Genomic DNA, 25846 nt, shown 5'->3' with positions numbered 1-25846 from the left:
CCCTGGAACCTTCGGAATCTCGCGCCCTTAGCGTTTCGCAAAATTTTGCATCACAACCCAGAGTGTATTTGGAGGGTGGCGACATGGAGAAGGAGCTGAGTGCGAAGCCCCTGGTGAGCGGGAAGGAGCGGCGGGCGAGTCGCGGCAAGGCGAAGGTCGCCGCGACGGGGCTGAGCGTGGAGCGCTACTTCACGACGCCTGGAGTGGACCCGGCGGACGAGCTGGCGTGGGAGTACCGCGGCGCGAGCATCACCGGTGAGGACGGCAAGGCGGTCTTCGAGCAGAAGAACATCGAGGTCCCCCGCTCCTGGTCGATGCTGGCGACGAACGTGGTGGCGTCGAAGTATTTCCGGGGCACGCCGGGGACGGATGAACGTGAGACGAGCGTGCGCAAGCTGGTGGCGCGCGTGGTGGACACCCTGTCCCGCTGGGGCGTGGAGGGGGGTTACTTCTCCGCCGAGACGGACCGCGAGACGTTCCACGCGGAGCTGACGCACCTGCTCTTGCGGCAGAAGGCCTCGTTCAACTCGCCGGTCTGGTTCAACGTGGGCGTGGAGGCGCAGCCGCAGTGCTCGGCGTGTTTCATCAACAGCGTGGATGACTCCATGGAGTCCATCCTCACGCTGGCGCGCACGGAGGGCATGCTCTTCAAGTACGGCAGTGGCACGGGCAGCAACCTGTCCACCATCCGGGGCAGCAAGGAGCTCCTGGCGGGCGGCGGCACCGCGTCCGGGCCGGTGTCGTTCATGCGCGGCTTCGACGCCTTCGCCGGCGTCATCAAGAGCGGCGGCAAGACGCGGCGCGCGGCGAAGATGGTCATCCTCAACGCGGACCATCCGGACGTGCTCGAGTTCATCCGGTGCAAGTCGAACGAGGAGAAGAAGGCCTGGGCGCTCATCGAGGCCGGGTATGACCCGTCGTTCAACGGCGAGGCGTACGCGTCGGTGTTCTTCCAGAACTCGAACAACTCGGTGCGCGTCACCGACGACTTCATGAAGGCCGTGGTGGCGGACGGGCCGTGGCAGACGCGCACGGTGCGCGATGGCCAGCCACTGGAGACCTTCCGGGCAAGGGACCTGTTCCGCGAAATCGCCGAGGCCGCGCACCTGTGCGGCGACCCGGGGATGCAGTTCGACACGACAGTGAACCACTGGCACACGTGCGCGGGCACGGCGCGAATCAACGCGTCCAACCCGTGCTCGGAGTACATGTTCCTGGACGATTCGGCGTGCAACCTGGCGTCGCTGAACCTGATGCACTTCCGCGACATCGCCGGCGACTTCGACGTGCCCGCCTTCAAGCACGCGGTGGACGTGCTCCTCCTGGCGCAGGAGATCATCGTCGGCTTCTCGCGCTACCCCACCGAGCGCATCGGCAAGAACAGCCACGACTACCGGCCGCTGGGGCTGGGCTTCGCGAACCTGGGCGCGCTGCTGATGGCGTCGGGCCTGCCGTATGACTCCGACGCGGGCCGCAACTACGCGTCCGCCATCACCTCGCTGATGTGCGGCGAGGCGTACGCGATGAGCGCGCGCATGGCGGAGAAGCAGGGGCCGTTCGCCGGCTACGCGAAGAACGCGGAGCCGATGCTGGGCGTCATCCGCAAGCACCGCAAGGCGGCGTACAACGTCCCGGCGCAAGGCGTGACGGCGGAGCTGCACGCGGCGCAGAAGGCCGCGTGGGACGTGGCGCTGGCGCTCGGCGAGGTGCACGGCTTCCGCAACAGCCAGGTGACAGTGCTGGCTCCCACGGGGACCATCGGCTTCATGATGGACTGCGACACCACGGGCATCGAGCCCGACATCGCGCTCATCAAGTACAAGAAGCTGGTGGGCGGCGGGATGCTGAAGATCGTCAACCAGACGGTGCCGCAGGCGCTGGAGAAGCTGGGTTATCCGCAGACGCAGGCCCAGGACATCATCAGCGCCCTGGACAAGGCGGACACGATTGAAGGCGCACCGCATCTGAAGTCCGAGCACCTGGCGGTGTTCGACTGCGCGTTCAAGCCGGCGAAGGGCTCGCGCAGCATCCACTGGATGGGCCACATCCAGATGATGGAGGCGTGCCAGCCGTTCCTCTCCGGAGCCATCTCCAAGACGGTGAACATGCCGTCAGACTCGACGGTGGAGGACATCGAGAAGGCCTACATGGAGTCGTGGAAGCGCGGCCTGAAGGCGGTGGCCGTGTACCGCGACGGGTGCAAGCGCACGCAGCCGTTGAACACGTCGAAGGAGACGGTGAAGGACACGCGCAAGGCCCCGGTGGCCGCCGTCGTCGAGCCCGCGGTGAAGCCCGAGCCTCGCGCGGTGCGGCGCCGGCTGCCGGACGAGCGGCGCTCCATCACCCACAAGTTCTCCATCGGCGGCCATGAGGGTTACCTCACGGTGGGCATGTACGAGGACGGAACGCCGGGTGAGCTGTTCATCGTCATGGCGAAGGAGGGCTCGGTGGTCAGCGGGCTGATGGACAGCTTCGCGACCAGCATCTCCCTGGCGCTCCAGTACGGCGTCCCGCTGAAGGTGATGGTGGACAAGCTGAGCCACACGCGCTTCGAGCCGAGCGGCTTCACGGGCAACCCCGCCATCCCCATCGCCAAGTCCATCACCGACTACATCTTCCGGTGGCTGGAGCTGAAGTTCCTGCCGAACGAGGACGCGGTCGAGGACGCCATCCTCGCCCCAGCGGACGCGCCGGCGACGCAGCCCGCCCTGCCCGCGCAGGTGACGTCGCTGTCGCTCCCCGCGCAGAACACTCGCGCGACGTGGCTCAACCAGGCGGACGCCCCGCCCTGCCACACCTGCGGCGCCATCATGGTGCGCAGCGGCGCTTGCTATAAGTGCGGCAACTGCGGAGCCACCAGCGGCTGCAGCTGAAGCCACCGGACACGGACATCCGTGAAGGACGACAAGGGCTCCGGAACCATGCGTTCCGGGGCCCTTGCCATGTGCGGTGTCCCGCGCGGGCGTCAGTCCCGGGTCAGCGTGACATCGTCCACCTGGATATAGGTGTCCGTGCCGGACGCCCACAGGCCCGCGAACAGGTCCACCGAGTGGTTGGCGCCCGAGTCGAAGCTCACCGAGAGCTGCGTGTAGCCCGACAACGGTTGGGTGTAGTGGACCTCGGAGAGGATGGGGCCGCCCCTCGGCAGGCGGGCACCGAAGTAGCCGTCGTTGTGCGCGCCGGACGTGCGCACCCAGCCCTTCAGCGTGTAGCGCGTGTGGGGCGTCACGGCGGCTTCCTGTTTGATGGCGTGCCAGCCCTGCGTGCCCCGGGCCCAGGCGTTGTTGGCGCCCGTCCGCGCGAAGCCCGCGCCCCGGTCGATTCCGGCGTTGCCGTCCGCGTACCAGGGCGACGTCGCGCTCGTGGACGCCTGCTGCTCGAAGCCCGCGTGCGCCACCAGGTTGGTGCCCCGCTTGAGGCTCACGTCATCGAGTTGCAGCCAGGTGTCTTCGGTCGCCCAGAGGCCTCCGTACACCTCGACGATGGCGTTTGGGCCGGAGTTGAAGGTGACGACCTGCTCCGTGTACGCGGGCAGAGAGGCGAAGGCGCGCTCACCGAGGATGGGACCATTGCCGGGGCCGCGTGCTCCGAAGTAGCCCGTCGTGTTGTTCGCGGACGTGCGGACCCAACCCCGGAGCGTGTAGTCGGTGTGCGGCTGGACGACGACGCTCTGCTTCAGCGCGTTCCAACCGGAGTCGTAGCGCACGAAGCCGTTGTCCTGCCCGGTGCGCGCCTGACCGACGTTGCGGTCCACGCCGGCATTGCCCACCGGGTACCAGGGCGCCGTCACGGGGGTAGCGGACTGGGACTCGAAGCCGGGCTCGGAGAGGAGGTTGTCTCCGTCCGCGTCCGCCACGAGCGTCGCTCGCATCAGGAAGGTGTTGTACGGCGTCCACTGGGACATGACGAAGTAGAGGCTCGTCGCCGTGCTGCCCCACGGGTGGATGAACGCGTTGTAGAGCCCTGGGAACTGACTGCCGAGGGCGAGGATCTTCTCACCGCTCCACGGCCCCACCGGCGTTCCCGCGTCCCGCATGACGGCTGCCTGACGGTGCTCGTTCAGGTACGTCATGAGGAAGCGGCCGAGCGCTGCGTTGTACGAGACAGACAGCTCTCCCGCGATGCCGATGGCCACGGGTTGGGATGCGGCCTGGGACACAGCCCAGCCGTTGCCGTCCCAGTAACGGTAGGCGTTGATATCCAGGAGCGCGCCCTCGGGCACCCGGGCGAGGTGGACGTTGCCGTAGCGTCCGTTCGGCGTTCCGTACAGGTAGACGAACCCACCATTCTTGACGAGCGCGGCCATCTGGAAGTTGTTCGTCCAGGAGGCGTTGTTCCACCAGCGCGCGTTCGCGTGCTTCACCCACGTCTGTCCGTTGTCGTCCGAGTACGCGAGGCCCGAGTAGTTCGTGTACCACCGGCCCGCTTCGCCCCAGTGATGGATGGACATGTAGTGGATGAAGTGGCGCGAGCCCACCGTGACGCCCGCCGTGGGGATGACTGTGATTTCGTCGTTGTTGATCTTCTTCGAGGGGAGGACCTCCTTTGCGTGCCGGGCGTAGTCCTGGACCATCGCGGAGAAGGTGAGGCCATCCGCGAGATTCGTATCGGACGAGCGCGCGAGGACATTGCTCCGCCAGCCCGTCCCACACCCGCCATTGCCACACCACCCCGCGCCAAACGTGTCACCGAAGAGGACGAAGACCTCTCCCCCACCCTTGTCCCAGACAATGCCGAGGTCCGTCCCGTACACCTCGTGATTCGCGTGGGTCTGATTGGGATTGGGGAGGAATTCACCGGTGGGAGTGGCCCCCGTCACCCGGGAGACCTTCGTCACGCCTGTCGGAGTCACGGCTCCGGCGGCGCCCGTGTACATCCAGGCAAGGATCCATACGGCTCGGTGCAACGACGACCACTCCCAGGGCTGCTCGCGACTCATCGTGCGTCTCCGCCTCTCTGGTTCGTCTCGATGCGTTCAGGACATCCGTGCCGGGGGAACACAAGCCCACCGACCCGGCCGGCGCATCCAACCACAGACAGACGGACAGACAGGCCATGGCGACCACGCCTCGGCGCACGGATGAACGCTTCGTCAGGTGTGGAGCATCGAGGGAGCGCGAGGCCCGTGGACGACGGACCTCGCGCTGCACCGCGGCGTGGCTCAGTCCGCGCGGGACGCGGGGAGACGGTCGTAGACCTCCGACGCCTTGGCGGACACGCGCGACAGTTCATCGAGCGTCGTGGACGCCACGGGCGTTCCACCCGAGTCCGCGATGACGAAGGCCACGGGACGGCCACGGGCGCGAATCGGCACGACGAGCAGGCGCGACGACGGGCCTCCGAGCGCGGTGAAGATGGCCTCGTCTTGAGGACAGGTGGGAGTGTCGAAGCTGCTGGGCCCGAGCTGCTCCAGCGCGGACATCAGGAGCGACGGTGCTTCCAGGTCCACCTTGAGCGCGGAGACTTGAGGACTGTCGCATCCGGGCCCCCACGCATGTCCGACGCGCACGAGCCCGAAGCTCTCCCCCAACAGGAAGGCCCGCTGGAAACGTCCGGCGCAGTACGCGAGCAGCACCTTGCCGAGCACTCCCTGCGTCCCCACGTCCTCCAGCGCCGTGAGCACCTGCTCCGCCGACACCGCGGGCCCCTCGCTCCCAGGAGCCACGGGGGCATCGGTCGCGGCCAGGAGCGCCCTCAACGCTTCCGACTGTTCACGCGCCTGGGGCTGCCAGGGCTGCTGAATGAAATCCCAGGCGGAGGCGAGAGGCAGCTCACTCGCGGGAGCTGCTCGCTGCACCGTGCCGTCGAGGTCCACCGCGCGGTCTTCCCATGTGTTCTCCGCGACATGGCCGATGGTGCCGTTGCCCTCGGAGCCCTGCCACCCCACGAACTCCCAGGTCGAGGCGAGCTGCATGGGTGCGTCATCCGTGGCAGGCAGGTCATCGAGTTCGATGGGCGCGCGCCGCGTCACCGCGGGCTTGGGAGGCTCCAGGACCGCGGGCTCCGCGTTCGCCGCGCGGATCGCGTCCAGCGAGACCACGGTGCCCTCGGGGGACGGACTGGCCTCTCCCGAGGCCGCATCGTGGGACTCCCCCGTGGCGGCTCGTGCGGACTTGAAGTCGCCCACGGACGAGAGTGGTTCGGGGGCCCCGTACATGACAGCCGCGGCCGGGGAGGGAGCGCCTGGCGCCGGCTTGGACTCGGTGGCGGTGCTGGAATCAGGGAGGTTCGAGGCCGCTGCCTCAGGCTCCGTGACCGCACGCTGTGGAGAGACGTTGCCAGCCGGGAGTTCGCTCGCGGAATCACTTGTCCCGATGACATCGCGCTGAGTCGTGGGCTCGACGCGTGTGGACTGCTCGCCGTGCGACGCGAGCAAGGCACCGGCGGCCTCCAGTTCGAGCGACTCGCCGGCATCCTCATCACCTGCGAGGCTTTTCGGCTGAATGGAGTCATCCGAGGTGGCGGGCCCGCGTGGGTCTGCGTCGCTCGGTCGCGACCTTACGAGCTTCCAGGGCTCGCCTTCGCTCGTGTGCCCTGTGCCTTGCGACTCCGCCGAGGAATCCGCTGAACTGGCGGGACGTGCGCTGTGCGTTGACGCGATTCTGGTATGAGCCGCCTCTTCGCTGGCGTCCAGGTAGGCGACGGACGTCGACTCCGAGGCGCCGGAGGGCGGCACGAACAGCGTGGATGGCTCCGTGCTGGATGAGGCCGGCTCGCTCGACGCGTCACTTGGCAGGTCGGCGGATGCCGAGATTCGAAGCCCTGTTTGGGGCGACCCATCGCCTGGGTCCTCCAAGGTTTGTGAAGTGGCCTCCGCGACCTCTTCGCTTCGTGGCGTTGAGTGGACTGGCGTCGGGTCGGTGGAGGTGCTCGAGGACGGAACCTCGGATGCGGCGACGTCGGACGCTTGGGCCAGCGACGTCTCGAATGAAACGTGCTCGCTGGACTCCCCCATGGCCGAGCGGAACTCGACCGTCGTCACGGCATGGACTGGAGTCTCTTTGCTCGAAGCGACCCCTGGCGTGCTGGGCTCGGACTCCGCCGACTTGGGCGCATCCTCTTCGAGTGCGCCCCCAGTCGACGTGCTGGCGGCAACCGTTCCGACTTCGGGGACATCATCATCCCGGGTTGCGAACGAGGACCTTGCGTCCTCGAACAGATCGAGGCCACTCGATGTCTGTGACTCGGACGTCACGACTTCGGTTGAGGTCTCCTCGGTCGCGGGAGCGGCCCGTGCTGGGACAGCAAGCGAGTGGACCTCTTCGAGCACGCTCGACGGCCCATGTTCGCCCTGTCCGACCTCAGCAGATGATTCAACGCCGTGGGCTTCTTCCTGAGAGACCGCAGGCATGTGCAGCGCCACTGAGCGGTCCAGCACGAGGGCTTCGCTTGTGACAAGCGCGGATGCATCCGGGACAGGCGCGAACTCTGGCACCATGACTTCGAGCGCCCCCACCGTCAGCGCGCTCGGCTCGAGTTCAAGCCCTGCTTGAAGGTCTGCGTTCGGACCGGTCGGCTCGGATGCAATGGCTCCGTGCACCACCGCTGTCGATGCACCTGGCTCGGACGAAAGGCCTGTCGGCGCGGATGTGGTCGAGCCTTCCGTCGCGAACGCAATGCCTCCATGCAGCGTCCCCGTCGACTCCGGTGCGATGCCATCGTGCACGCTCGCCGACGCAGGCACATCAGCCGAGGCCCTGGCAGCAGTGCCTTCACGTGCGGCAAACACTGGCGCAGTGGTATCGCCCGCAGCTTCTTCGCTCGCGATGCTCCCTGACGTGGGCGCATCCGGCACTGCACCAGACACGTTCCATTCGCGCGCGGCATTCACGGGTGCAGCAACTTCGAATTTGAAACCCTCCCTCGTGATGCTCCACGACGTGGGCAACTCCGTCACCGCACCGAACGCGCTTCCTTCGCGAGCGGCATTCACCGATGCAGTGTCATCGAATGTGAAACCTTCCCTCGTGATGCTCCACGACGCGGGCGCGTCCGTCACTGCACCAGACGCGCTCCCTTCGTGCGTGGCATGCACGGGTGCAACGACTTCGAATGTGGAACCTTCGCTCGCGATGCTCCACGACGTGGGCGCGTCCGTCACTGCACCAGACGCGCTCCCTTCGTGCGCGGCATTCACGGGCGCAGCGACTTCGAATGCGGAACCTTCGCTCGCGATGCTCCACGACGTGGGTCGCTCCGTCACCGCACTAGGATCACTTCCTTCGTGCGCGCTATCTACCGATGCAGAGAGAGCGAATGCACGGTCCTCGCTCGGTTGCCCCCACGACTCGGGCACATCTGACAGCGACTCCGATGCAGGCACTTCGCGCGCGTCAGCGCCCCCTGCGTTCGCGAAAGCAGGTGCTGGCAGCCCGACCAATCCATCGCTCGCGAGAGGGGTGATTCCCGGTGCTGTGTCCGACATCGAGGGAACAGACTCCGTCGCCGGACGCGTTGTTCCTTCCCACTCAACTTCGAGCGGAGCCGGCTCACCGGGAGACACCCGAATGACGCCGTCGACTCCATGCGGAGATGTTGGCGTCGCGCTCGGCTGATCCAACTGTGCTGAGCCACCTCCCACGAAGGGCGCCATTCCCTTCGGTGCCATACCCGGCGGCTGAGGCCCGGTGCTTCCCGGCGGTGTCGACCGCAGCAGTCCGGGCGATTGTGGCGACTCCGCCAACGAAGGCTGCACGCTCCCCGACGGGGTCGCGACGTGCGCGTGAGGTGGAACTCCAGGCTGCGGCGGACGCGCCATTCCTGGAGGAGGCGGGCCCACGGGGCCACTCGCCACCGAAGCCGGTCGTCCTCCAGCGGCCACATTTAGGCCCGGAGGAACCACTCCCTGTGGACCAGGGGCCGACGGAAGGCCCGTCCCTGATGGCGGCCTCGCGCCTGCCATTCCAGGAGGCACGGTGCCCGGAGGACCCGATACGGCGGGCATCCCTGCGCTCGAAGGCCGTGTGCCTGCTGCCATACCCGGCGGAATACCGCCCGGCGGCGCTCCTGCTCCCGCTGGCATGCCCGGCAGCACCGCACCATACGGCCCTGAACTCGCTGACATGCCCGGCGGAATCGCGCCCTGCGCTCCTGCTGGCATGCCCTGCGGCACTGCTCCCGCGGCCAGGCCCTGCGGAATCGCGCCCTGCGACGCGGCTCCTGCTGCCATGCCCGGTGACACCGCACTCGGCGGCACTGATCCCGCTGTCTGGCCCAGTGGCACCGCACCCGGCGGCGCTGCTCCCGCTGCCATGCTCGGCGGCACCACACCCGGCAGCGCTGCTCCTGCTGCCATGCCCAGCGGCACCGCACCCGGCGGCACCGCGCCCGCTGCCATGCCCGGCGGCACCGCGCCCGGCGGCCCTGAGACGGGCCGCGCACCCACGCCACCCATCCCTGGGGGAACAGCCCCCTGCGCTCCGGGCACCGTAGACATTCCCGCCCTCGATGGGGGTCGTGCCCCCATCATCCCGGGAGGAACGGTGCCTTGTGATCCTGGCGGCGGGGGGGCATTCGGGCCAGCGCTCTGCGGTCCCTGCGCTGACGGCATGCCCGTATTCGACAGAGGCCGTGCCCCCATCATCCCCGGCGGAATCGGCGCGCCTTGCGAGCCTGCGGGAACATTCGCCCCCGGTGGCGGCCGTGCTCCCGCCATCCCTGGCGGAACCGCTCCTTGGGGTCCAGCACTCGAACCACCAGGACCTTGCGGCCCCTGTATCGATGGCGTGCCCGTGCTCGACGGAGGCCGTGCTCCCGCCATCCCTGGCGGAACCGCTCCTTGTGCTCCCGGCGCCAGAGGGGCATTCGGGCCCACAACGCCCTGCGGTCCCTGCGCTGATGGCATCCCCGTATTCGATGGAGGCCGTGTCCCCGTCATCCCAGGGGGAACAGGGCCTTGAGGTCCCGCCCCCATGGGGCTGCTCGCGACAACAACGCCCGGCGGGCCCTGCACCGAAGGCAGGCCCGTGCCCGACGGAGGCCGTGCCCCCATCATCCCCGGCGGAACCGCGCCAGGCACCGAAGTGACAACGCCCGCGCTCGATGGAGGCCGTACCCCCGTCATCCCCGGCGGAACCGCGCCTTGCGGCCCTGGCACCGAGGGAACACCGGCAGTCGAGGGCCTCGTGCTCGCCGTTCCGGCAGGCACCGGTCCCGCGACGGCAGGAGTCCCCGTGGACGAAGGCGGGCGCACGCCCGGAGGCCCCATTCCCTGTCCTCCGGGAACCGGAGCCATTCCAGCTCCCGGAGAGGGCCTCGCGCTCGGCGTTCCCGCGACAACCGGCCCCGCGCCTTGCGGAATCGAGGGCAGGCCCGTCCCCGAAGGAGGCCTTCCACCCGGAGCGACCATCCCAGGAGGCACCGCCAGTTCGGCGAATGGTCCAGGCCCCGCTGGCCGCGCGGCACCCGCATTCCCGGGAGCACCCGAAGGAGGCACTCCACCCGCCGGCACCAGAGGCTGAACTCCAGGTCCGCCTTGCGGCCCTACCGACGACGCGTCACTCACGCTCGGCCGCATCGATACTGCCTGTGGCCCCATCGACGACGCTTCACTCGCGCCCCGAACCACCGCGCCTCCAGGCGCAGCCGGCGGCCCCATCGTCGACGCCTCACTCGCGCCCGGCCGAACCGCCACGGCTCCAAGCGCGGCCGGCGGTCCCACCACGGACGCGGGCGGCCTCGCCCCCGCGCCTCCTGGGGCGCCAGCACCCGGCGCCCGGTTCAACCCAGGCGGCTGATGCGGAGACCACTGCCCTCCCGAGTGGCGCGACACCATGCCGGGCGGCTGCGCGGCAATCCCTCCCTGCCCCTCCCCCACGACACCTCGCTCGCCCTGCCCCGCGAACACCGGCGGTCTCGGCGCGGGAGGCTCCACCACCTCCTCCATGACGCCCTCGAGCACCTCCTCGGTGTCCACGAGCTCCAGTTCCTCGGTGGGGTCGATCTCCTCCGCCGCCTCGAACTCTTCCTCCGGCTCAATCTCCTCCGCCGCCTCCAGCTCCAGCGGAGCCACGGGCGGAGACAGCCGCGGCGGCGCAGCGGGCGAGAGTCGGGGCGGCCCATCCATCCGGTTCCCCCCTTGAGCCACCGCCACGGGAGCAAGTTGCGGTGGACCCGAAGGTGCCAGCATCGGAGGCCCTGCCTCGGCCCGAGCGCTTCCTCGAAACTCCATCGCGTCGCCGGAAATCCCGGCCCCGGGAGCGCTCGACGCGCTCCACTCCACGTCCTCCGCCGCCACGTCCTCGGCGTCGTCGCTCAGGAACTGTCCGGGCGCCAGCCCCCCGAATATCCCCTCCGTGCCCGGCTCCGCGCGTACGGGCGCTGGAGGCGGAGCCACCTCGGGCAGCGGAACCATCACCCCGCGCCCCGGTGCCACCGCGCCCCGAGGCTGCACCGCGCGCCGCGCCGTGGCCATGCTCATGGAGCGCGACTCGCGACGGATGCCGTAACGCTGCGCCTGGTAGTGGAACAGCCGCAGTTCCGGAGTGATGTGCGGAAGGATTCGCAGGCCCGTGATGAACCCGAGCGCGTCCGTGTGCTGGATTTCAAAGGGGCTCGCCATCGCCACCTTCAACCGGCGCCCCTCCTGGGCCAGCGGGAAGGCCAGGTGCTTCTCCGCCAGCGCCGCCGGCAGCAACCTCAGCGTCGCGTCGGTGACGACCTCGAAGTCGGCCTCCTGGGCCACCGGGTAGCGCGTCTGCTCCCCCAGGACCATCGCCACCGTGTCGATGTCCAGCAAGTCCAGCTCGATGAGGATGGACCCCAACCGCCCACCGTAGATGAGCTGGGCCTTCAGGGCCTCGTCGAGCTGCGCCTGCGTGAGGAGGCCCTTACGGACCAGGATCGCTCCGAGCTTTTCCGCCATGCCCTTCGGAGTCTAGACGGCTTCGCCTCCCCTCGGGGCCGGCTCCCCGCCCCTCCCCGCGTCATTTCGACCCGCCACCCCGGCACCTCGCACACAACCCGGCCGCAACAATCGCGCTCCGTGTGAAATCAGACGGGGCTCCGCCGACCGCCCTCCCCGCGAGGCGGTGTCCTTTCTGCATCCAGAACCCTTCCCCCGCACAAACGCCACCGGCCCCACACATCCTCCTGCTCTTGCAACTCAATCATCAACAGCGAGGCGGCTCTGTCAGTGATAACCGCTATAACCGGCTGTGCAGCCTAAGCTGCGAAGTCCCATCCCCACAGGAGAGCAAATGAAACGAATCCAGCTCGCAGGTCTCGTCGCCGCGCTGACACTCAGCGCGCCGGCCGCGCTGGCCTCGGCCCCCGTGTGCAAGGCGGCGGCCTCCCCCGCTTCCCAGCGCGCCACGAAGGTCGGCGAGGACGTGTACCGACGCTTCGAGTCGGCACACCCCTACGCCACCGCGGAGCTGCGCAGGCAGAGCGGTCCGCTGCACACCGACGTCATCACCCACCCGGGGGCCGCGTACATCGCCGCGCACTTCGAGCGGCTGGAGCTGGAGGAGGGAGACTTCGTCGTGGTGCGTTCGCCGGACGGCACGCGCTCGCGGCGGTATGACGGCTCGCACCCGGGGGCGCGCGACGGCTTCTGGGCCATGCACATCCCCGGCGACACCGCCATCGTCGAGCTGCACGGCACCGACTCCCCAGGGCGCCGAGGCATCCTCAACCAGCACGGCTACTCCATCGACCGCTTCGCGCGCGGCTACACCAACGCGGAGCAGGGCTTCACGTCCGAGCTGAACAAGGCCCTGTGCGGCGTGGACGACTCCGGCTGGGCCCCCTGCTACGCCACCAGCGAGCCGACCCTCTATGGCCGCGCCCGCCCCGTGGCGCGCCTGCTCATCGGTGGCTCCAGCGCCTGCACCGGCTGGCTCGTGGGCAGCCAGGGCCACATCCTCACGAACCAGCACTGCATCGGCACCGCCAGCGATGCGCAGAACACCGACTTCGAGTTCATGGCCGAGGGCGCCACCTGTGCGACGAGCTGCGGGAGCTGGTTCGGCTGTCCGGGCCACGTCATCTCCGGCGGCACGCTGGTGCAGGCGGACGCGCCTCGCGACTACGCGCTGGTGCGGCTCGCGGTGAATCCCACCAACAGCTTCGGCTACCTCCAGATGCGCGGCGCGGGCGCGGTGGTGAACGAGCGCATCTACATTCCCCAGCACCCCGCGGGGTACGGCAAGAAGATCGCCGTCACCTCCACGGACTCCACCGACGAGTCTGGCTTCGCGGAGGTCTACAGCCTGAACGAGGCGTCCTGCCAATCCGGCGGCCCCAATGACGTGGGCTACTTCGCGGACACGCAGGGAGGCTCGTCCGGCTCGCCCGTGGTGGGCTACTCGGACCACCTGGTCGTCTCCCTGCACCACTGCGCGAACTGCCCCAACCGGGGCGTGCCCATCCAGGCCGTCGTCAGCCACCTGGGCGCAAACCTCCCCCAGTGCGCGCTGCCCACCGCCGGCTGCCCGGACCCCAACGGCAACGGCGAGCCGCCCCCGGAGGAGCCGCCTCCGCCGGCCAACTCCTTCACGTACACGGCCACCAACACCAACAACGCGCAGCAGAACACCACCAACAAGAAGCTGGCCCTCACCGCCGGCCAGCAGCTCACCGTGGCCACCTGTGGGCTGACGGGCGCGAAGACCACGGGTGACACGTACATGCGGCTCTTCAACCCCGCGGGCACTTCCGTCGCCACCAACGACGACGCGTGCGGCGGCCGGGGCTCCAGCATCACCTTCACCGCCACCACCGCGGGCGAGTACGAGGTGCGCGCCGGCTGCTATTCCACCGGAAGCTGTGGCGGCACCGTCGTCTGGGAGATTTCCGGGGGCAATCCCCCGCCGGCCACGTCCGGCTCGTTCGCCTTCAGCGGGAGCAACACCAACAGCGCCCAGCAGGCGACCACCAACCGCGACCTCACCGTCACCGCCGGCCAGGTCCTCACCGTGGCCACCTGCGGAGCGACGGGCGCGTCCTTCACCGGGGACACGTACCTGCGCCTCTTCAGCGGCGCCACCCAGTCCGCGGCCAATGACGACGCGTGCAGCGGCCGAGGCTCCAGCTTGAGCTTCACCGCCACCACGTCCGGCACGCTCCAGATTCGCGCCGGCTGCTACAGCAATACGACGTGCAGCGGCACCGTGGTCTGGAACATCCAGTAGCGACCGCGGTCCACCGCGCGTCGCGCTCACGGAAATCCGTGTCCGACGCGGGGCCCGGGCCACGGATTTCCGTGGCCTGGGCACGCCCGCCTCCTCAGTAGGCGTTCTTCGAGAGGAAGCCGCCCAGCGCGGTGCGCACGAGAATCTTCAGGTCCATCAAGAGCGACCAGTTCTCGATGTAGTACAGGTCGTACTCGATGCGCTTCTCGATGCACGTCTGACCGCGCAGGCCGTTGATCTGCGCCCAGCCGGTGATGCCCGCCTTCACCTTGTGCCGCAGGTGGTAGCGCGGAATCTGCCGCTTGAACTCCTCGATGAAGACGGGGCGCTCGGGGCGCGGGCCGACCAGGCTCATGTCCCCCGTCAGCACGTTGAAGAACTGTGGCAGCTCATCCAGGGAGTACTTGCGCAGGACGGTGCCGATGACGGTGCGGCGCGGGTCGTCCTTGGCCGCCATCATCGCCCCGGAATGCTCGGCGTCCACGCGCATGGTGCGGAACTTGAGGATGTGGAAGGTGCGGCCATCCATCCCCATGCGCTCCTGTCGGTAGAGCATGGGACCGCGGCTCGTCAGCCGCACCGCCAGCGCGGTGGCCGCCATGAGCGGCGCGGTGACGAGGATGGCCAGCAGCGAGAAGAGGATGTCGAAAGCGCGCTTGGAGACGCGGCTCCAGCCCTCCATCGGGTCACCCTGGAGCCGGATGATGGGCAGGCCGCCGAACTCCTCCAGCCCGCCGTACAGGGTGATGTACTGGTAGAGGTCCGGCACCACCCTGACGTCCACGGTGCGCAGCGCCAGTTGCTCCATCAGCCGCTTCACGTGCGCCTGGTCCTCCAGCGGCAGCGCGAGGATGACCTGGTCCACCGGCTGCGCATCCAGCACGCGCTCCACGTCGTCCACGTGGCCGATGATGCGCACCCCGTTGACGTATTGGCCCACCTTCTCCGGCCGCAGCGACAAAAGGCCCGTCACGCGGAAGCCCAGCTCGCGGTGGCCCTCCACCGTCTCCACGACACGCTGGCCCAGCTCCCCCGCGCCGATGACGAGGATGGACTTGAGGTTGTGGCCCCGGCGCCGCACCTCGCTCAACACGTAGCGGAACGCCAGCCGGATGCACGTCACCAGCACGAAGGCGTAGACGACGAAGATGACCAGCGTCAGGCGCGAGTAACGCTCCCGCGCGAAGTACGTCGCGGCCACCAGGATGAGCGTCGCGGTGATGGTGGACTTGAAGACCTCGAACACCTCACCCGTGTTCGTCCGGGAGCGGTTCGTCGCGTAGAGCCTCGACTGCTTGAAGGCCGCCGGGAAGATGACGAGCACCATCAGCAGCGAGACGAGCGAATCCTCCCAGGGTGGGATTCCTTCCGTGACGGGGACGATGCCGGAGAACCGCGTGGCGTACGCCAAGGCGAACGCCACCGCGAGCATCACCATGTCCGCGACAACCTTGATGGACGTGTAGAAGCGCTGGAGACGACTGAACACGCCTGGACTCCTGTAACCTGGTCAACGGGGCGCCACCCCTTTGCAAGACTCGCACCCCGGTACAACGAGCACGTGCCCTGCCCGACTCCCTCTGACAGGCTGGCGTCGTAGCACGGAAAATCCCGTGAAACCAACGAGTTACCCCTGCCCCGGGTGGACAGTGACAAGAGGCGGACACGACTCGCTGATGAAAGACGGAGCCTGGGATGACAGCGGCGTCACACCGCCGCCACGCGACGTGGGGATTTCCTCGACACCCTGAGGACGGACTCCACCTCGGACAACATGGCGCGCTGGAAGACAGCGCGCCCAAAGCGCTCGGCCTGTGAGCGGGCATCCTCCGCTCGGAAGCCGACCTCCCACGTCTCGAAGCGCCGCACGGCGTCCGCGAGCGAGGCGGGTGTCTGCTCGGAGAAGAAGAGTCCCGTGCGGCTGTTTACCGTCTCCAGCGCCCCGCCCTTGCCGAAAGCGATGACGGGGCGACCGGTGGCCTGGGCCTCCAGCGGGGTGATGCCGAAGTCCTCCTCGGGCGTGAAGATGAGCGCGCGAGCATCCCGGTACAGAGACGGCAGCGCGTCGTCGGAGACGTTGCCGAGGAAGCGGATGTGCGGCGACGACGCCGTCGACCCCAGGCGCGAGGCCTCCTGCCCGGTGCCCACGACCCACAGCGGAGCGCCCAGCGCGCGGAAGGCCTCCAGCGCGATGTCCAGCCGCTTGTAGGGCGCGAAGGCGCCGAGCCACAGGAAGTAGCCACCCTGGCCGCCCCCCTCCAGGGGAAGCCGGGTGAAGCGCTCCAGGTCCACGGGAGGATGGACCACGGTGGCGCCGCGGCCCCAGAAGCGCTGGAGCTTGCCGGCGACGTGGTGGCTGTTGGCGACGAAGTGGTCCACGCGCTCGGCCGAGGCGCGGTCCCACCGCTGGAGCCAGGGACGCACGGCATGGGCCGCCACGCGCACCGGCAGGCGGGTGCGCCCCGGGCCAAAGTAGTCGTCGAACAAGTCCCACATGTACCGCATGGGCGCGTGCACGTAGCTCAGGTGCGGCAGCCCCGGCGGCACGCGCAGCCCCTTGGCGACGCAGTGGCTGGAGGAGAGGACGACGTCGTAGTCGTCCTGGAGGCGCAGCGATTCGATGGCCCGGGGCATCAGGGGCAGGAAGTGCCGGTAGCGCTCGTGGATGCCGGGAATCCGCTGAAGGAAGGACGTGAAGATGCGGCGGCCTTCAATGGCCGGGGACTGGCTGCCGGGCCGGTGGATGAGGGTGTAGATATCCGCGTCGGGCAGCACTTCGCAGAGCGCATCAAGCACACGCTCCCCCCCGCGGTGGGTGACGAGCCAGTCGTGGACCAGGGCGACCTTCACGATGCGGGCCTTCTAGCACCGGGCGTGCCGCGTGCCGACAGCAACGCGAAGCGGGCGCCTGCCCGCCCCCCATGAGGGCCGCGCGTGTGGTACGCCAAGCATGTGGCTCATGTCCTCCTCGACCTGCGCATGGTGCGCGGCCGGCTGCACGGGATTGCCCGCTATGCGCTCGAGCTGGCGCGGCGCGTCCCCTCGCTTGCCCCGGACCTGCGCTTCACCGCGCTGGTGCCCCCCGAGGGCCTGCCCTCGGACCTGGGAGCGCTCGCGCCGCGCGTGCCCATGCATCGCTCGTTCGCGGGGTTCCTGTCTCCCGTGGAGCAACCCGCGCTGGCGGCGGACCTGGCGCGGCTGTCGCCCGACGTCTTCCACGCCACGTCGTTCGCCCTGCCCCTGTTCTGGAGCGGCCCGCTGGTGGCCACGCTGCACGACGCCAACCACGTGGCGCTGGCCCATCAGTATTCGCCGGCGCAGAGCTTGTACTACCGCGTGGTGGTGGGGCCTCGCGCGAAGCGGGCCGCCGCCCTGGTGACGGTGTCCGAGTTCTCGCGCGAGGAGCTGGCGCGGCACCTCAAGCTGTCGCCCTACCGGTTGCAGGTGATTCCCAATGGCGTGGACGCGCGCTTCCAGCCGCCCTCCGCGGCGGAGGCCCGCGAGTTCAGGGAGCGCAACGAGCTGCCAGCGCGCTACGTGGCGGCGGTGGGCAACGCGAAGCCCTTCAAGAACCTGGCGCTCTTGAAGCACTTCGCGGCGGACCTGCCGGTGCCCATCGTCCTGCTCGCGGGCAAGGGCGCGGTGGCGCACGAGCTGGGGCTGTACGAGAACGTGATTGACCTGGAGGAGCTGCCCGAATCGGAGATGCCGCTCTTCTATGGCGCGGCGGCGGCGCTGCTGCTGCCATCGAAGTACGAGGGCTTCGGCCTGCCCGCGCTGGAGGCGATGGCGACGGGCTGTCCGGTGCTCGCCTCCGACGCGACGGCGCTCCCGGAGGTCGTGGGCGGCGCCGCGCTGCGGCTCTCCCCGGAGGACCCGGTCGCCTGGCGCGAGGCGACGCTGCGCGTGCTTCGTGACGAGGCCCTGCGCACGGAGTTGACGGACCTGGGCCGCGAGCGCGCCGCGCGCTTCACCTGGGACGAGTGCGCGCGCAAGACGGTCGCCGTGTACCGGCGCGTGCTCGAAAGCCACCCGCCTTCTCCTCGTTGACGGAGGCGGGGTCCGAGCCCGCGACAGCTAGCGGGGCTCCGGACGCGCGCGCAGCACGTCACTGCCCTCGCACAGCCCCAGGCCCCAGACGAGTGCGAAGGAGAGGTGCACGCTGGAGTGGAATGGCAGGTAGTGCACCAGCGCGAGGATGTGGAAACCCACGAAGGACAGGAGCGCGCCCGTGGCGGCCAGCGAGCCCGCGCGATAGCGACGGATGAGCGCCAGCCCCAGCAAGCCGTGCATGGCCAGCGTCAGCAGGAGGCCCACCAGTCCCGTCTCGGCCCACACCGTCAGCCAGAGGTTGTGCGAGTCGGTGGCCAGCAGGTCGGTGATTCCCGACTCCCCCTGCCGCGCGAGCACCGCGGACTTGTGGTTGCCGAAGCCCACGCCCACCAGCGGGTGCTCGCGCACGAGGCCCCAGCCCACCGTCATGGCCAGCTCACGCTCACCGCCGTAGATGTTGCCCACGGCCTTCTCCATGCGGGCGCGCCAGGCGGGTGAGGCCAGGACGACCACCACCAGCACCGCGATGAGCCCCAGGCCCGCCTTGCGTGCGACTCCGCTGACCAACAACAGCAGCGCCACCACGCTGACCAGCAACGCCGCGCCCAGCGCCGCGCGAGCGAAGGCGTTGTAGATGGACACCAGCATGCCGAGCACCACCGCGCCCGCCAGCACCCGCCGCCGCGCAACCTCGGAGCCGCCGAGTATCGCCAGCGCGGGGCCCAGCGCGGCAATCGCGCCATGGGCGAAGCGCAGCCGGTGGAAGAAGATGCCCCCGGCCGCGTAGCGCGGAGACGTCTCCGTGCCGAAGTTCTCGTGAAGCCGGCCCGGGTTCAGCTTGAGGAACGCGAAGGGCTCCCACGGCCAGCGCACCCGGTTCTGGAACATGCCCAGCGCCGCGGCGAACAACCACCCCGCGGCCACCGTGCCCGCGAGCGCCAGCCACGGCACTCCCACCGTGCCCACGCACGCCACGGCCGCGCCCGCCACCGAGTCCAGCACCTGTCCATAGCGCGAGCTTCGTGGCCACCCACTCGCAGCGCCCGTCAGCAGCGCCAGCCCGGGAGAAACCACCTGCCACGCGCACAGCGCCACGCTGGCCAGCACATAGGCGCGCACGTCGGGGGCGAGCTTCAGGTGACGCCGCGCGGCCAGCACCAGCGCCAGCAGCACCACCGCGGACGCGGCCACTTGAAGAACGACCTCCGCCAGCACCAGGCCCACCGCCCAGGCGAGCAGCACTCCAGCCACGGCGCGACGAAGGAATGTGTCCAGCCGGGGCTGGGCGAGAAGGTCCATGGATGGACTCACGCTACCTCACCGCGAGCCAACGGCGGGGCATGTGAAGAAAGCCCTCGCGTCGCAGCCACAGCGCCCCGGCCGCCAGCACGAGCAGGATGGGGGGGGTCCACGCGGCCACCAGCGGCGTCAACCGCTCGGTGAGCACCATCGTGCGGCACACCATCATCAGGCCCCACATCGCCACCGCGACGAGCAGGCCCTCGACGATGGCGGCGGTGAGGTGCCCTCGGCGATTCGTGCGCAGCGCCAGCCCCACCCCCAGCAGCGCCGCGGGAAGTGCCGCCAGCGGATAGGCGAAGCGGTTGTGCAGCGCGAGCTCGAACTGCTTCGTCGCGAGCCCCACCTCCCGGCGCGCGACAATCTGCTCGCGCAGCTCCCGCACCCGCATCTGCTCCGGACGTCCCGGCCGGATGCGAAAGGCAGAGGCGGCGATGCCCAGCTCATATTCGGCGCTCTCCAGGCTCTTCACGGAGGTGTGCTTCTCCCCGGTGAAGGCGCGCTCCACCACGCCCATCAGCCGCCAGCGCGTCCCGTCCACCCACTCCATCCGCGCCGCGTCCAGCCGCCGCTGCAGCTTGAACTCCCGCGACAGCGTGAAGATGGACACGTCCTGGAAGCCCTCCTGCGCGCTGCCCGCGCGGAGGAAGAAGATGTGGTCGCCTCGTCGGAACCACTGCTTCGGCGTGTAGTAGAAGCGCCAGTCACCCCAGCGGTTGAAGCGCTGCGTGGTGATTTCATCGACGCGGCGCCCGGCATGCGTCGCGACGACTTCATCGAAGGCGATGAGCCCCGTGCACGCCATCAACCCGAAGGCCAGCACCGGCGCGTACAGCGCCGTGGGCCCGAAGGTCAGCGCCCGGATGGCCGTCACTTCGCCTTGCTTGCGCAACGCGGACACCGTCGTGCCCGCGGCCAGCAACAACGCCGCCGGTCCGAGCTGCTGCACCGCCATCAGCGCCTTGTACCCGTAGAGCTTCGCCGCGTCCGTCACCCAGCCCGGCCCGGTGTACGTCTTCGCGCGGTCCACGAAGTCCACCACCACGAAGACGAGCACCAACCCACCGAGGATTCCCAGCGCGTAACGAACGTAGGTCCGCAGCACGTACCCGAAGAGCGTCAGTCTCACCGGACCGTCCCAGAGCGGCTCACCCGATACAGGGCCACCGCACCCACCAGCATGAAGACGACGTTGGCCAGCTGTCCCGCCAGGGGTGCCGGCAGCTTGCCCTGCTGCCCCAACTGCTCGAAGGCGCGGCTCAGCAGGTAGTACAGGACGTAACCGCCCAGTGTCAGCAGATAGCCCCACGCCCGGCCCGCCTGTCGCCGGCCGATGGCCAGCGGCGTGCCCAGCAGCGCGAAGGCGATGGGAGCCAGCGCGCCACCGAGTCGGCTGTGCAGCGCCATCCTGAAGCCGCGCGCATCCCCACCGCTCGCCTCCGCCTCGCTCGCGGCCTGGAGCAACTCCGATGGCGTCAGCTCTTCCTTCGCGGAGGTGAAGCGACCCCGCTTGCCCATGGACGCGCCCACGCCCACGCTGATCTCCGCCCGGTCGAAGTGGATGACGCTGTAGTCCTCGGAGGCTCGGCCGGAGCGGTGTACCTCTCCATCCTCCAGGGCGAAGCGCAGCACCTCGCCACCACTGGACGTCCCCACCTGCCCCCGGTGCGCGAGCACCAACAGCGGCGAGCTCGCCTCGCGGTCGTCGTGCAGCAGCACGTTGGTCCACTTCCCATCCGGGGACACCTGCTCCGCGTACAGCGTCAGGTCGCTCAGGTCCTCGTAGAAGGTGCCGGACTTCACGTCGCCCACGACGTTCTTCCGGATGACCTCGCTCACCAGCTCCTTCACTCCCGTAAGGCCCCAGGGCTGCGCGGTGGAGGTGATGAGCAGCATCAGCGCGCTGAGCGCCACCGCCACGCCCATGGGCGCGAACAGCAGGCGCGTGGGCCCCACCCCCAGCGCCTGGAGCGCCGTCAGCTCGCGGTCTTCTCCCAGTCGCCCCAGCCCCAGCAGGATGGCCAGCAGGAAGGCGATGGGCAGCGCCATCATCAGGAAGTGCGGCGTGAGATAGGCCACCAGCCGGCCCAGGTCCGTAATCGTCACCGACGAGCCCAGCAGCACGTCCGTGCCCCGCAGGAACTGCATCACGAACAGCAGCAGGAACATGAAGGCCACCCACACGCCGAGCGGGACCAGCAGCTCCTGAAGGAGATAGCGGGAGATGCGCGTCACGGTGCCGCCTTCAGCCCCTTCACGCCGATGTCATGACGAAAGTGCATGCCCTCGAAGCGCACCGCCGCCACCGCCGCGTAGGCTCGCTCTCGCGCTCGCGCCAGGTCATCGCCCCGCGCGCACACCGTCAGCACCCGTCCGCCGCTCGTCACCAGCACCCCGTCCCGCATCTCCGCGCTCGCGACGAACACCGTGGCGTCCTCGGGGACCGCATCCAGCCCGTCGATGCGCTGCCCCTTGCGAGGCGCCTCCGGGTAGCCCTCCGCCGCCAGCACCACGCCCACCGACGCGCCAGGCGCCGCCACCAGCGGGCGCGCCTGCAACTGTCCACGTGCGCACGCGTCCACCAGCGGCAGCAGGTCTTCACCCAATTGCATCATCAACACCTGCGTCTCCGGGTCCCCGAAGCGCGCGTTGAACTCCAGCACCTTGGGTCCGTTGCGCGTCAGCATCAGCCCCGCGTACAGCACCCCCTTGAAGGGCAGCCCGCGCCCGCGCAGCACCGCCAGCGTCGGAGCGATGACGCTCTCGCCGACCTCGGCCAGTTGCTCCGCGTCGAGGAACGGCGCCGGGCTGTAGGCCCCCATGCCGCCGGTGTTGGGGCCGGTGTCGCCATCGCCCACGCGCTTGTGGTCCTGCGACAAGGGCAGCATGACGTAGCGCTCGCCGTCACACAGCGCCATGGCGGAGACCTCCTCGCCCTCGAGCAGTTCCTCCAGCACCATGCGCTGCCCCGATGTGCCCAGGGCCGCCACCGCGCGCACCGCCTCTCGCGCGGAGTCCACGTCGTGCGCGACGATGACCCCCTTGCCCGCCGCCAGCCCATCCGCCTTCACGACGATGCGGCCTTGCGCCACCGCGTAGGCCTCCGCCTCGACGGCGTCCGTGAAGGTGCGGAAGGCCGCGGTGGGGACTCCCGCCTCGGCCATGATTTCCTTGGCGAAGGCCTTGGAGCCCTCGATGAGCGCCGCGCCCGCCACGGGCCCGAAGCAGGGGATGCCCGCCTTCGCCAGCGCGTCCGCCACGCCCGCCACCAGGGGCGCCTCCGGGCCCACCACCACCAGGTCCACCGACTCCCGGCGCGCGAGCGCGACCACCTCGTCCGGCGCATCCGCCTTCACGGGCACGTTGGTCGCAAGCTTCGCCGTGCCCGGGTTGCCAGGGGCACACCACAACCGCGTGAGCCGAGAACTCTGCGAGAGCTTCCACGCCAGCGCGTGCTCACGGCCTCCGGAACCCAGCAACAGGACCTTCACATCCACCTCACCGTTCCAACAGGTAGAGCATCCGCTTGGCCGGGAGGTACGCGGGGTCCAACCCCACCACCTTCACCAACTGAGTTCGCGCGTCGTCACGCCGCTGCGCCGCTTCCAGCTCCGCGAGCCGCGCCTTGGCCGACAGCAACGTGGGAGACAGCCCCAACGCCTCGCGCAACGAGCGCTTCGCCGGTTCCACCTGACGGCTCTCCGCCAGCACCAGCCCCTGCGCCAGATGCGCCACCGGCAGTTGCCGCCCCGCGGACACCGCGCGCGTCGACAGCGCTCGCGCCTCCGCCAGGTTCCCCCGCCGCAGCGCGATGAGCGCCCGGTACGACAGCGCGCCCGCGTTGTTCGCGTCCGACTCCAGCACGTCGCGGAAGTGCCGGTCCGCCGCGTCCAGGTCTCCCTGGTGGAAGCGCAGCAGGCCCTCGTAGAGATACGGCCCCGGGTCCTCGGCGTTCTCCGCCAGCGAGAGGATGACGTCCTCCACGCCCCTCACCGTCTCCGAGGGCCGCATCCAGAAGCGCGTCGCCACGGGCCTGGGCTCCAGCCGCAGCGGGTCCGCGCGCAGCGCCAGGTTCAGCGCCCGGAACGCGTCCTCGCGCCGCTTCGCGCCCGCCGCCGCCACGCCCGCCAGCAGCTGCGCGTCCAGCCGACGCTCATCCCGAGTCAGTGCATCCTGAAAGCGCTCCAGCGCCTCCGCCGGCTTCTTCTCCAGCAGCAACAGCCGGCCTTCCAGCACCAGCTCCAGCGCGCGGTCTTCCAGCCGTCCCTTGATGCCGTCCAGGTGCTTGCGAGCCCTCGCCGCGTCGCGCTGTTCCAGGGCGACGAGGAAGACCTGCAGGTGCGCCTCGGGCAGCTCCTTCACCAACCCGAGCGCCTCCTCGGCGGACTTCACTCCCGCCTCGCTGTTGCCCGCCGCGCGCTCCGCGGCGGCCAGATGGACGAGCACCTCCGCCACGTCGCGGCCACCATGGCTGTCGCGGCTCTTCAGCAGCGCGCGCAACTCGCGCACACCCGTCGCGGGATTGCCTTCCATCTGGTAGCGCAGCACCGCGAGCGGCAGCAGGGCGCGCAGCTCACCGGGGTCCGCCTTCACGCGCGCCTCGTACAGCCGGCGCGCCTCGCCCACCTCACCCACCTCCTGATAGATGCGCGAGGTCGCCGCCAGGCTGTCCCAGTCCCTCGGGTCCACCGTCAGGCGCTTGCGCAGCGTCTCCAGTGCGAGCGAATACTCACCGTCCGACTCGTGCGCGAGCGCGCGGTAGTATTGGATGCGCTTGAACTCCGGCGCCAGTTGCTGCGCGGAGTCGAAGTGCTTGCGTGCCAGCCCGCCTGACGTCGACAGGTACGCCCGACCCAGCACCAGATTGGCTTCGGCCTTCTGCTCGTTCGTCGCCTGCGCCTGCACCAGCAACTCGTTCGCCAGGGCCTTCGCCCTATCGAGCGGCTCGGACTGTCGAGAGCGCGTCAGGAGCAGGTTGGCGTGCGCCAGCAGCAGCAGCGGGGTGCGCCCCGCGCGCGACTCCGACGCCTCGATGAGCGCGCTCGCCTCCGAGAAGGTGGACTCATCCAGCCCGGCGCCTCGCCCCAGCGCCAGCGCCTGGACGTAGCCCGCGATGGCCGCGTCGCTGCGAGGATCCAGGAGCAGGGCCTGCTGGAAGGACTCCTCGGCCTCCGAGTAGGAGGAGCGCTCGTCGCGGGCGAGTTGCTGCTGCCCCTCCGCGAGCCGCTCCGCGCTCGTGCCTTCCAACATCAGGTACTTCAGCTTCCACCGGGGCAGCACCGCCTTCACGGCCTCGGGAATCACCGCCACGGGAGGAGACTCCGTCCGACGACGCTCCTGCTCCTGGTGCTGCACGAAGAAGTAGCCGCCCACGCCCGTGCCGACGACGAGCAGCGTCAGTCCACCGACGAGCGCCCAGCGTCCTCCACCGGAGGAGCCGCGCGAGCCCGGCATTTCCGCGGAGCCGGAGCGAACGTTGGACTGACTCCGGGCCGCACCCGACGCCGCGCGGGGATTGCTGCGGGGCTCGGAGCCCAGCGAAGGCACACCGGACGCAGCACGCGAGCCCTCCCGGGGCATCAGCTCCAGCGAATCGGCTCCACCCTCCTCCGGCGCGGTGAGCGGAGGCAGGAAGTCCGCCGTCCCGGGCGCGGCGACGGGCACCGGGGCCGCCGCCTTGGGCGCCCCTCCCGCGGGCTCACGCTGTCGACAGTCGTCGCAGATGCCGAGCGCCTGGTCGAACGGATCCAGCAGCGGCTTGTTGCACGTGCGGCAGCCCATGGTCGCGGGCTTGGGCGCGGCGGCCGCGACCGGAGCCGACGCCGTGCGCTGCGGCGCCGCGGCTGCCGGCGGTGCCACGGAGACCGGCACCGCGCCGGGCTCCGACGAGATGCGCGCGACGGGCGCGGGTGGTGCCGTGGGTGCGGGCCCGAGGAAGTCGAGCAGCGGATCCCCTCCGCCGGACGACTCGGGAGCCGGCCCCAAGGCCGCGAAGGGATCCACGGGGGGCGCCGTCGCGGGAGACGGCGCAGGCAGCGCGCCGAAGTCCGCGAACAGGTCCGCTTCCGGCGCCGCGGCTTTCGCGGGCCGGGCCTGTGGGGCGGGTGGCTCCACGGCGGCGGGCGGATTGCCGAAGTCGCCAAACAGGTCATCCGCCGGAGGGGGCGCGGACGACGCAGGGGTGGGCGCCGAGGGACGCGGCGGTGCGGCCGGCACGTCCCCTGAGGGCACGGCCGAAGGATCGCGCCGGACGAGCTGCAAGTTCCGGCAACGGGGACACTGCGCGCGGACACCCTTCGCCGTGATCAGTCGATCATCGATGGCATAGGCAGCCGCGCATTTCTGGCAGACGATGCGCATGA

Annotated in this window: 12 protein-coding genes; 3 read left to right on the top strand and 9 right to left on the bottom strand. The window is 69.7% G+C overall.

Features of this window, described 5'->3' with window-relative positions:
- Positions 1-83 precede the first annotated feature (83 nt).
- Entirely contained in the window at positions 84-2873 is a 2790-nt protein-coding gene (locus tag HUA74_RS15775) for a vitamin B12-dependent ribonucleotide reductase (RefSeq protein ID WP_174455176.1), read from the top strand.
- A gap of 92 nt (positions 2874-2965) precedes the next feature.
- Here HUA74_RS15775 and HUA74_RS15770 read toward each other — a convergent pair whose 3' ends face one another.
- Together HUA74_RS15770 and HUA74_RS46810 are read right to left on the bottom strand one after the other, a co-directional pair.
- Positions 2966-4876 (bottom strand): DUF4185 domain-containing protein, encoded by a 1911-nt coding sequence (locus HUA74_RS15770; protein WP_254625068.1) that lies wholly within the window; start codon positions 4874-4876, stop codon positions 2966-2968.
- Positions 4877-5161: 285 nt separating this feature from the next.
- Positions 5162-11863 (bottom strand): hypothetical protein, encoded by a 6702-nt coding sequence (locus HUA74_RS46810; RefSeq protein ID WP_174455174.1) that lies wholly within the window; start codon positions 11861-11863, stop codon positions 5162-5164.
- Between the two features lie 334 nt (positions 11864-12197).
- On the opposite strand from HUA74_RS46810, the gene HUA74_RS15760 reads away from it, so the two are divergent.
- Entirely contained in the window at positions 12198-14132 is a 1935-nt protein-coding gene (locus tag HUA74_RS15760) for a serine protease (RefSeq protein ID WP_174455173.1), read from the top strand.
- Between the two features lie 94 nt (positions 14133-14226).
- Here the strand turns inward: HUA74_RS15760 and HUA74_RS15755 are convergent, their stop codons facing one another.
- A complete protein-coding gene (locus HUA74_RS15755) occupies positions 14227-15621 on the bottom strand; it encodes an undecaprenyl-phosphate glucose phosphotransferase (RefSeq protein WP_141643802.1) in 1395 nt (464 codons plus the stop codon).
- Between the two features lie 218 nt (positions 15622-15839).
- Complete coding sequence (locus HUA74_RS15750; RefSeq protein ID WP_174455172.1) at positions 15840-16982, bottom strand: glycosyltransferase; 1143 nt, start codon at positions 16980-16982, stop codon at positions 15840-15842.
- A gap of 84 nt (positions 16983-17066) precedes the next feature.
- Between HUA74_RS15750 and HUA74_RS15745 the strand changes: the two genes are divergently transcribed.
- Entirely contained in the window at positions 17067-18182 is a 1116-nt protein-coding gene (locus tag HUA74_RS15745; RefSeq protein WP_174455171.1) for a glycosyltransferase family 1 protein, read from the top strand.
- Positions 18183-18209: 27 nt separating this feature from the next.
- Here HUA74_RS15745 and HUA74_RS15740 read toward each other — a convergent pair whose 3' ends face one another.
- From HUA74_RS15740 to HUA74_RS15720, 5 genes are read right to left on the bottom strand one after another with little or no spacing between them, the layout of a single operon-like run.
- Positions 18210-19484, bottom strand: coding sequence for an O-antigen ligase family protein (locus HUA74_RS15740; protein WP_174455170.1), 1275 nt, complete (start codon positions 19482-19484; stop codon positions 18210-18212).
- A gap of 13 nt (positions 19485-19497) precedes the next feature.
- On the bottom strand, positions 19498-20613 hold the full coding sequence (locus HUA74_RS15735) for an LptF/LptG family permease (protein WP_174455169.1): 1116 nt from the start codon (positions 20611-20613) through the stop codon (positions 19498-19500).
- Positions 20610-21719 (bottom strand): LptF/LptG family permease, encoded by a 1110-nt coding sequence (locus HUA74_RS15730; protein ID WP_174455168.1) that lies wholly within the window; start codon positions 21717-21719, stop codon positions 20610-20612. Before HUA74_RS15730 ends, HUA74_RS15735 begins: the two co-directional genes overlap by 4 nt.
- Positions 21716-22981 carry a phosphoribosylamine--glycine ligase gene (purD, locus tag HUA74_RS15725; protein ID WP_174455167.1) on the bottom strand — a complete coding sequence of 422 codons (1266 nt, stop codon included), beginning with the start codon at positions 22979-22981 and terminating at the stop codon, positions 21716-21718. Before purD ends, HUA74_RS15730 begins: the two co-directional genes overlap by 4 nt.
- A gap of 1 nt (position 22982) precedes the next feature.
- Positions 22983-25844: a tetratricopeptide repeat protein gene (locus HUA74_RS15720; protein WP_174455166.1), complete on the bottom strand. Its 2862-nt coding sequence runs from the start codon at positions 25842-25844 to the stop codon at positions 22983-22985.
- Positions 25845-25846 lie beyond the last annotated feature (2 nt).

The sequence above is a fragment of the Myxococcus sp. CA051A genome, assembly GCF_013336705.1.
Lineage (GTDB): Bacteria > Myxococcota > Myxococcia > Myxococcales > Myxococcaceae > Myxococcus > Myxococcus llanfairpwllgwyngyllgogerychwyrndrobwllllantysiliogogogochensis.
Note: the sequence above shows the minus strand (reverse complement) of the source record. Positions and strands in the feature narration are given on the sequence as shown.

Coding starts and splice junctions, on each gene's coding strand:
- HUA74_RS15740 (WP_174455170.1), bottom strand. CDS start 19,484: ATGGACCTTCTCGCCCAGCCCCGGCTGGACACATTCCTTCGTCGCGCC.
- HUA74_RS15720 (WP_174455166.1), bottom strand. CDS start 25,844: ATGCGCATCGTCTGCCAGAAATGCGCGGCTGCCTATGCCATCGATGAT.
- HUA74_RS46810 (WP_174455174.1), bottom strand. CDS start 11,863: ATGGCGGAAAAGCTCGGAGCGATCCTGGTCCGTAAGGGCCTCCTCACG.
- HUA74_RS15760 (WP_174455173.1), top strand. CDS start 12,198: ATGAAACGAATCCAGCTCGCAGGTCTCGTCGCCGCGCTGACACTCAGC.
- HUA74_RS15775 (WP_174455176.1), top strand. CDS start 84: ATGGAGAAGGAGCTGAGTGCGAAGCCCCTGGTGAGCGGGAAGGAGCGG.
- HUA74_RS15770 (WP_254625068.1), bottom strand. CDS start 4,876: ATGTACACGGGCGCCGCCGGAGCCGTGACTCCGACAGGCGTGACGAAG.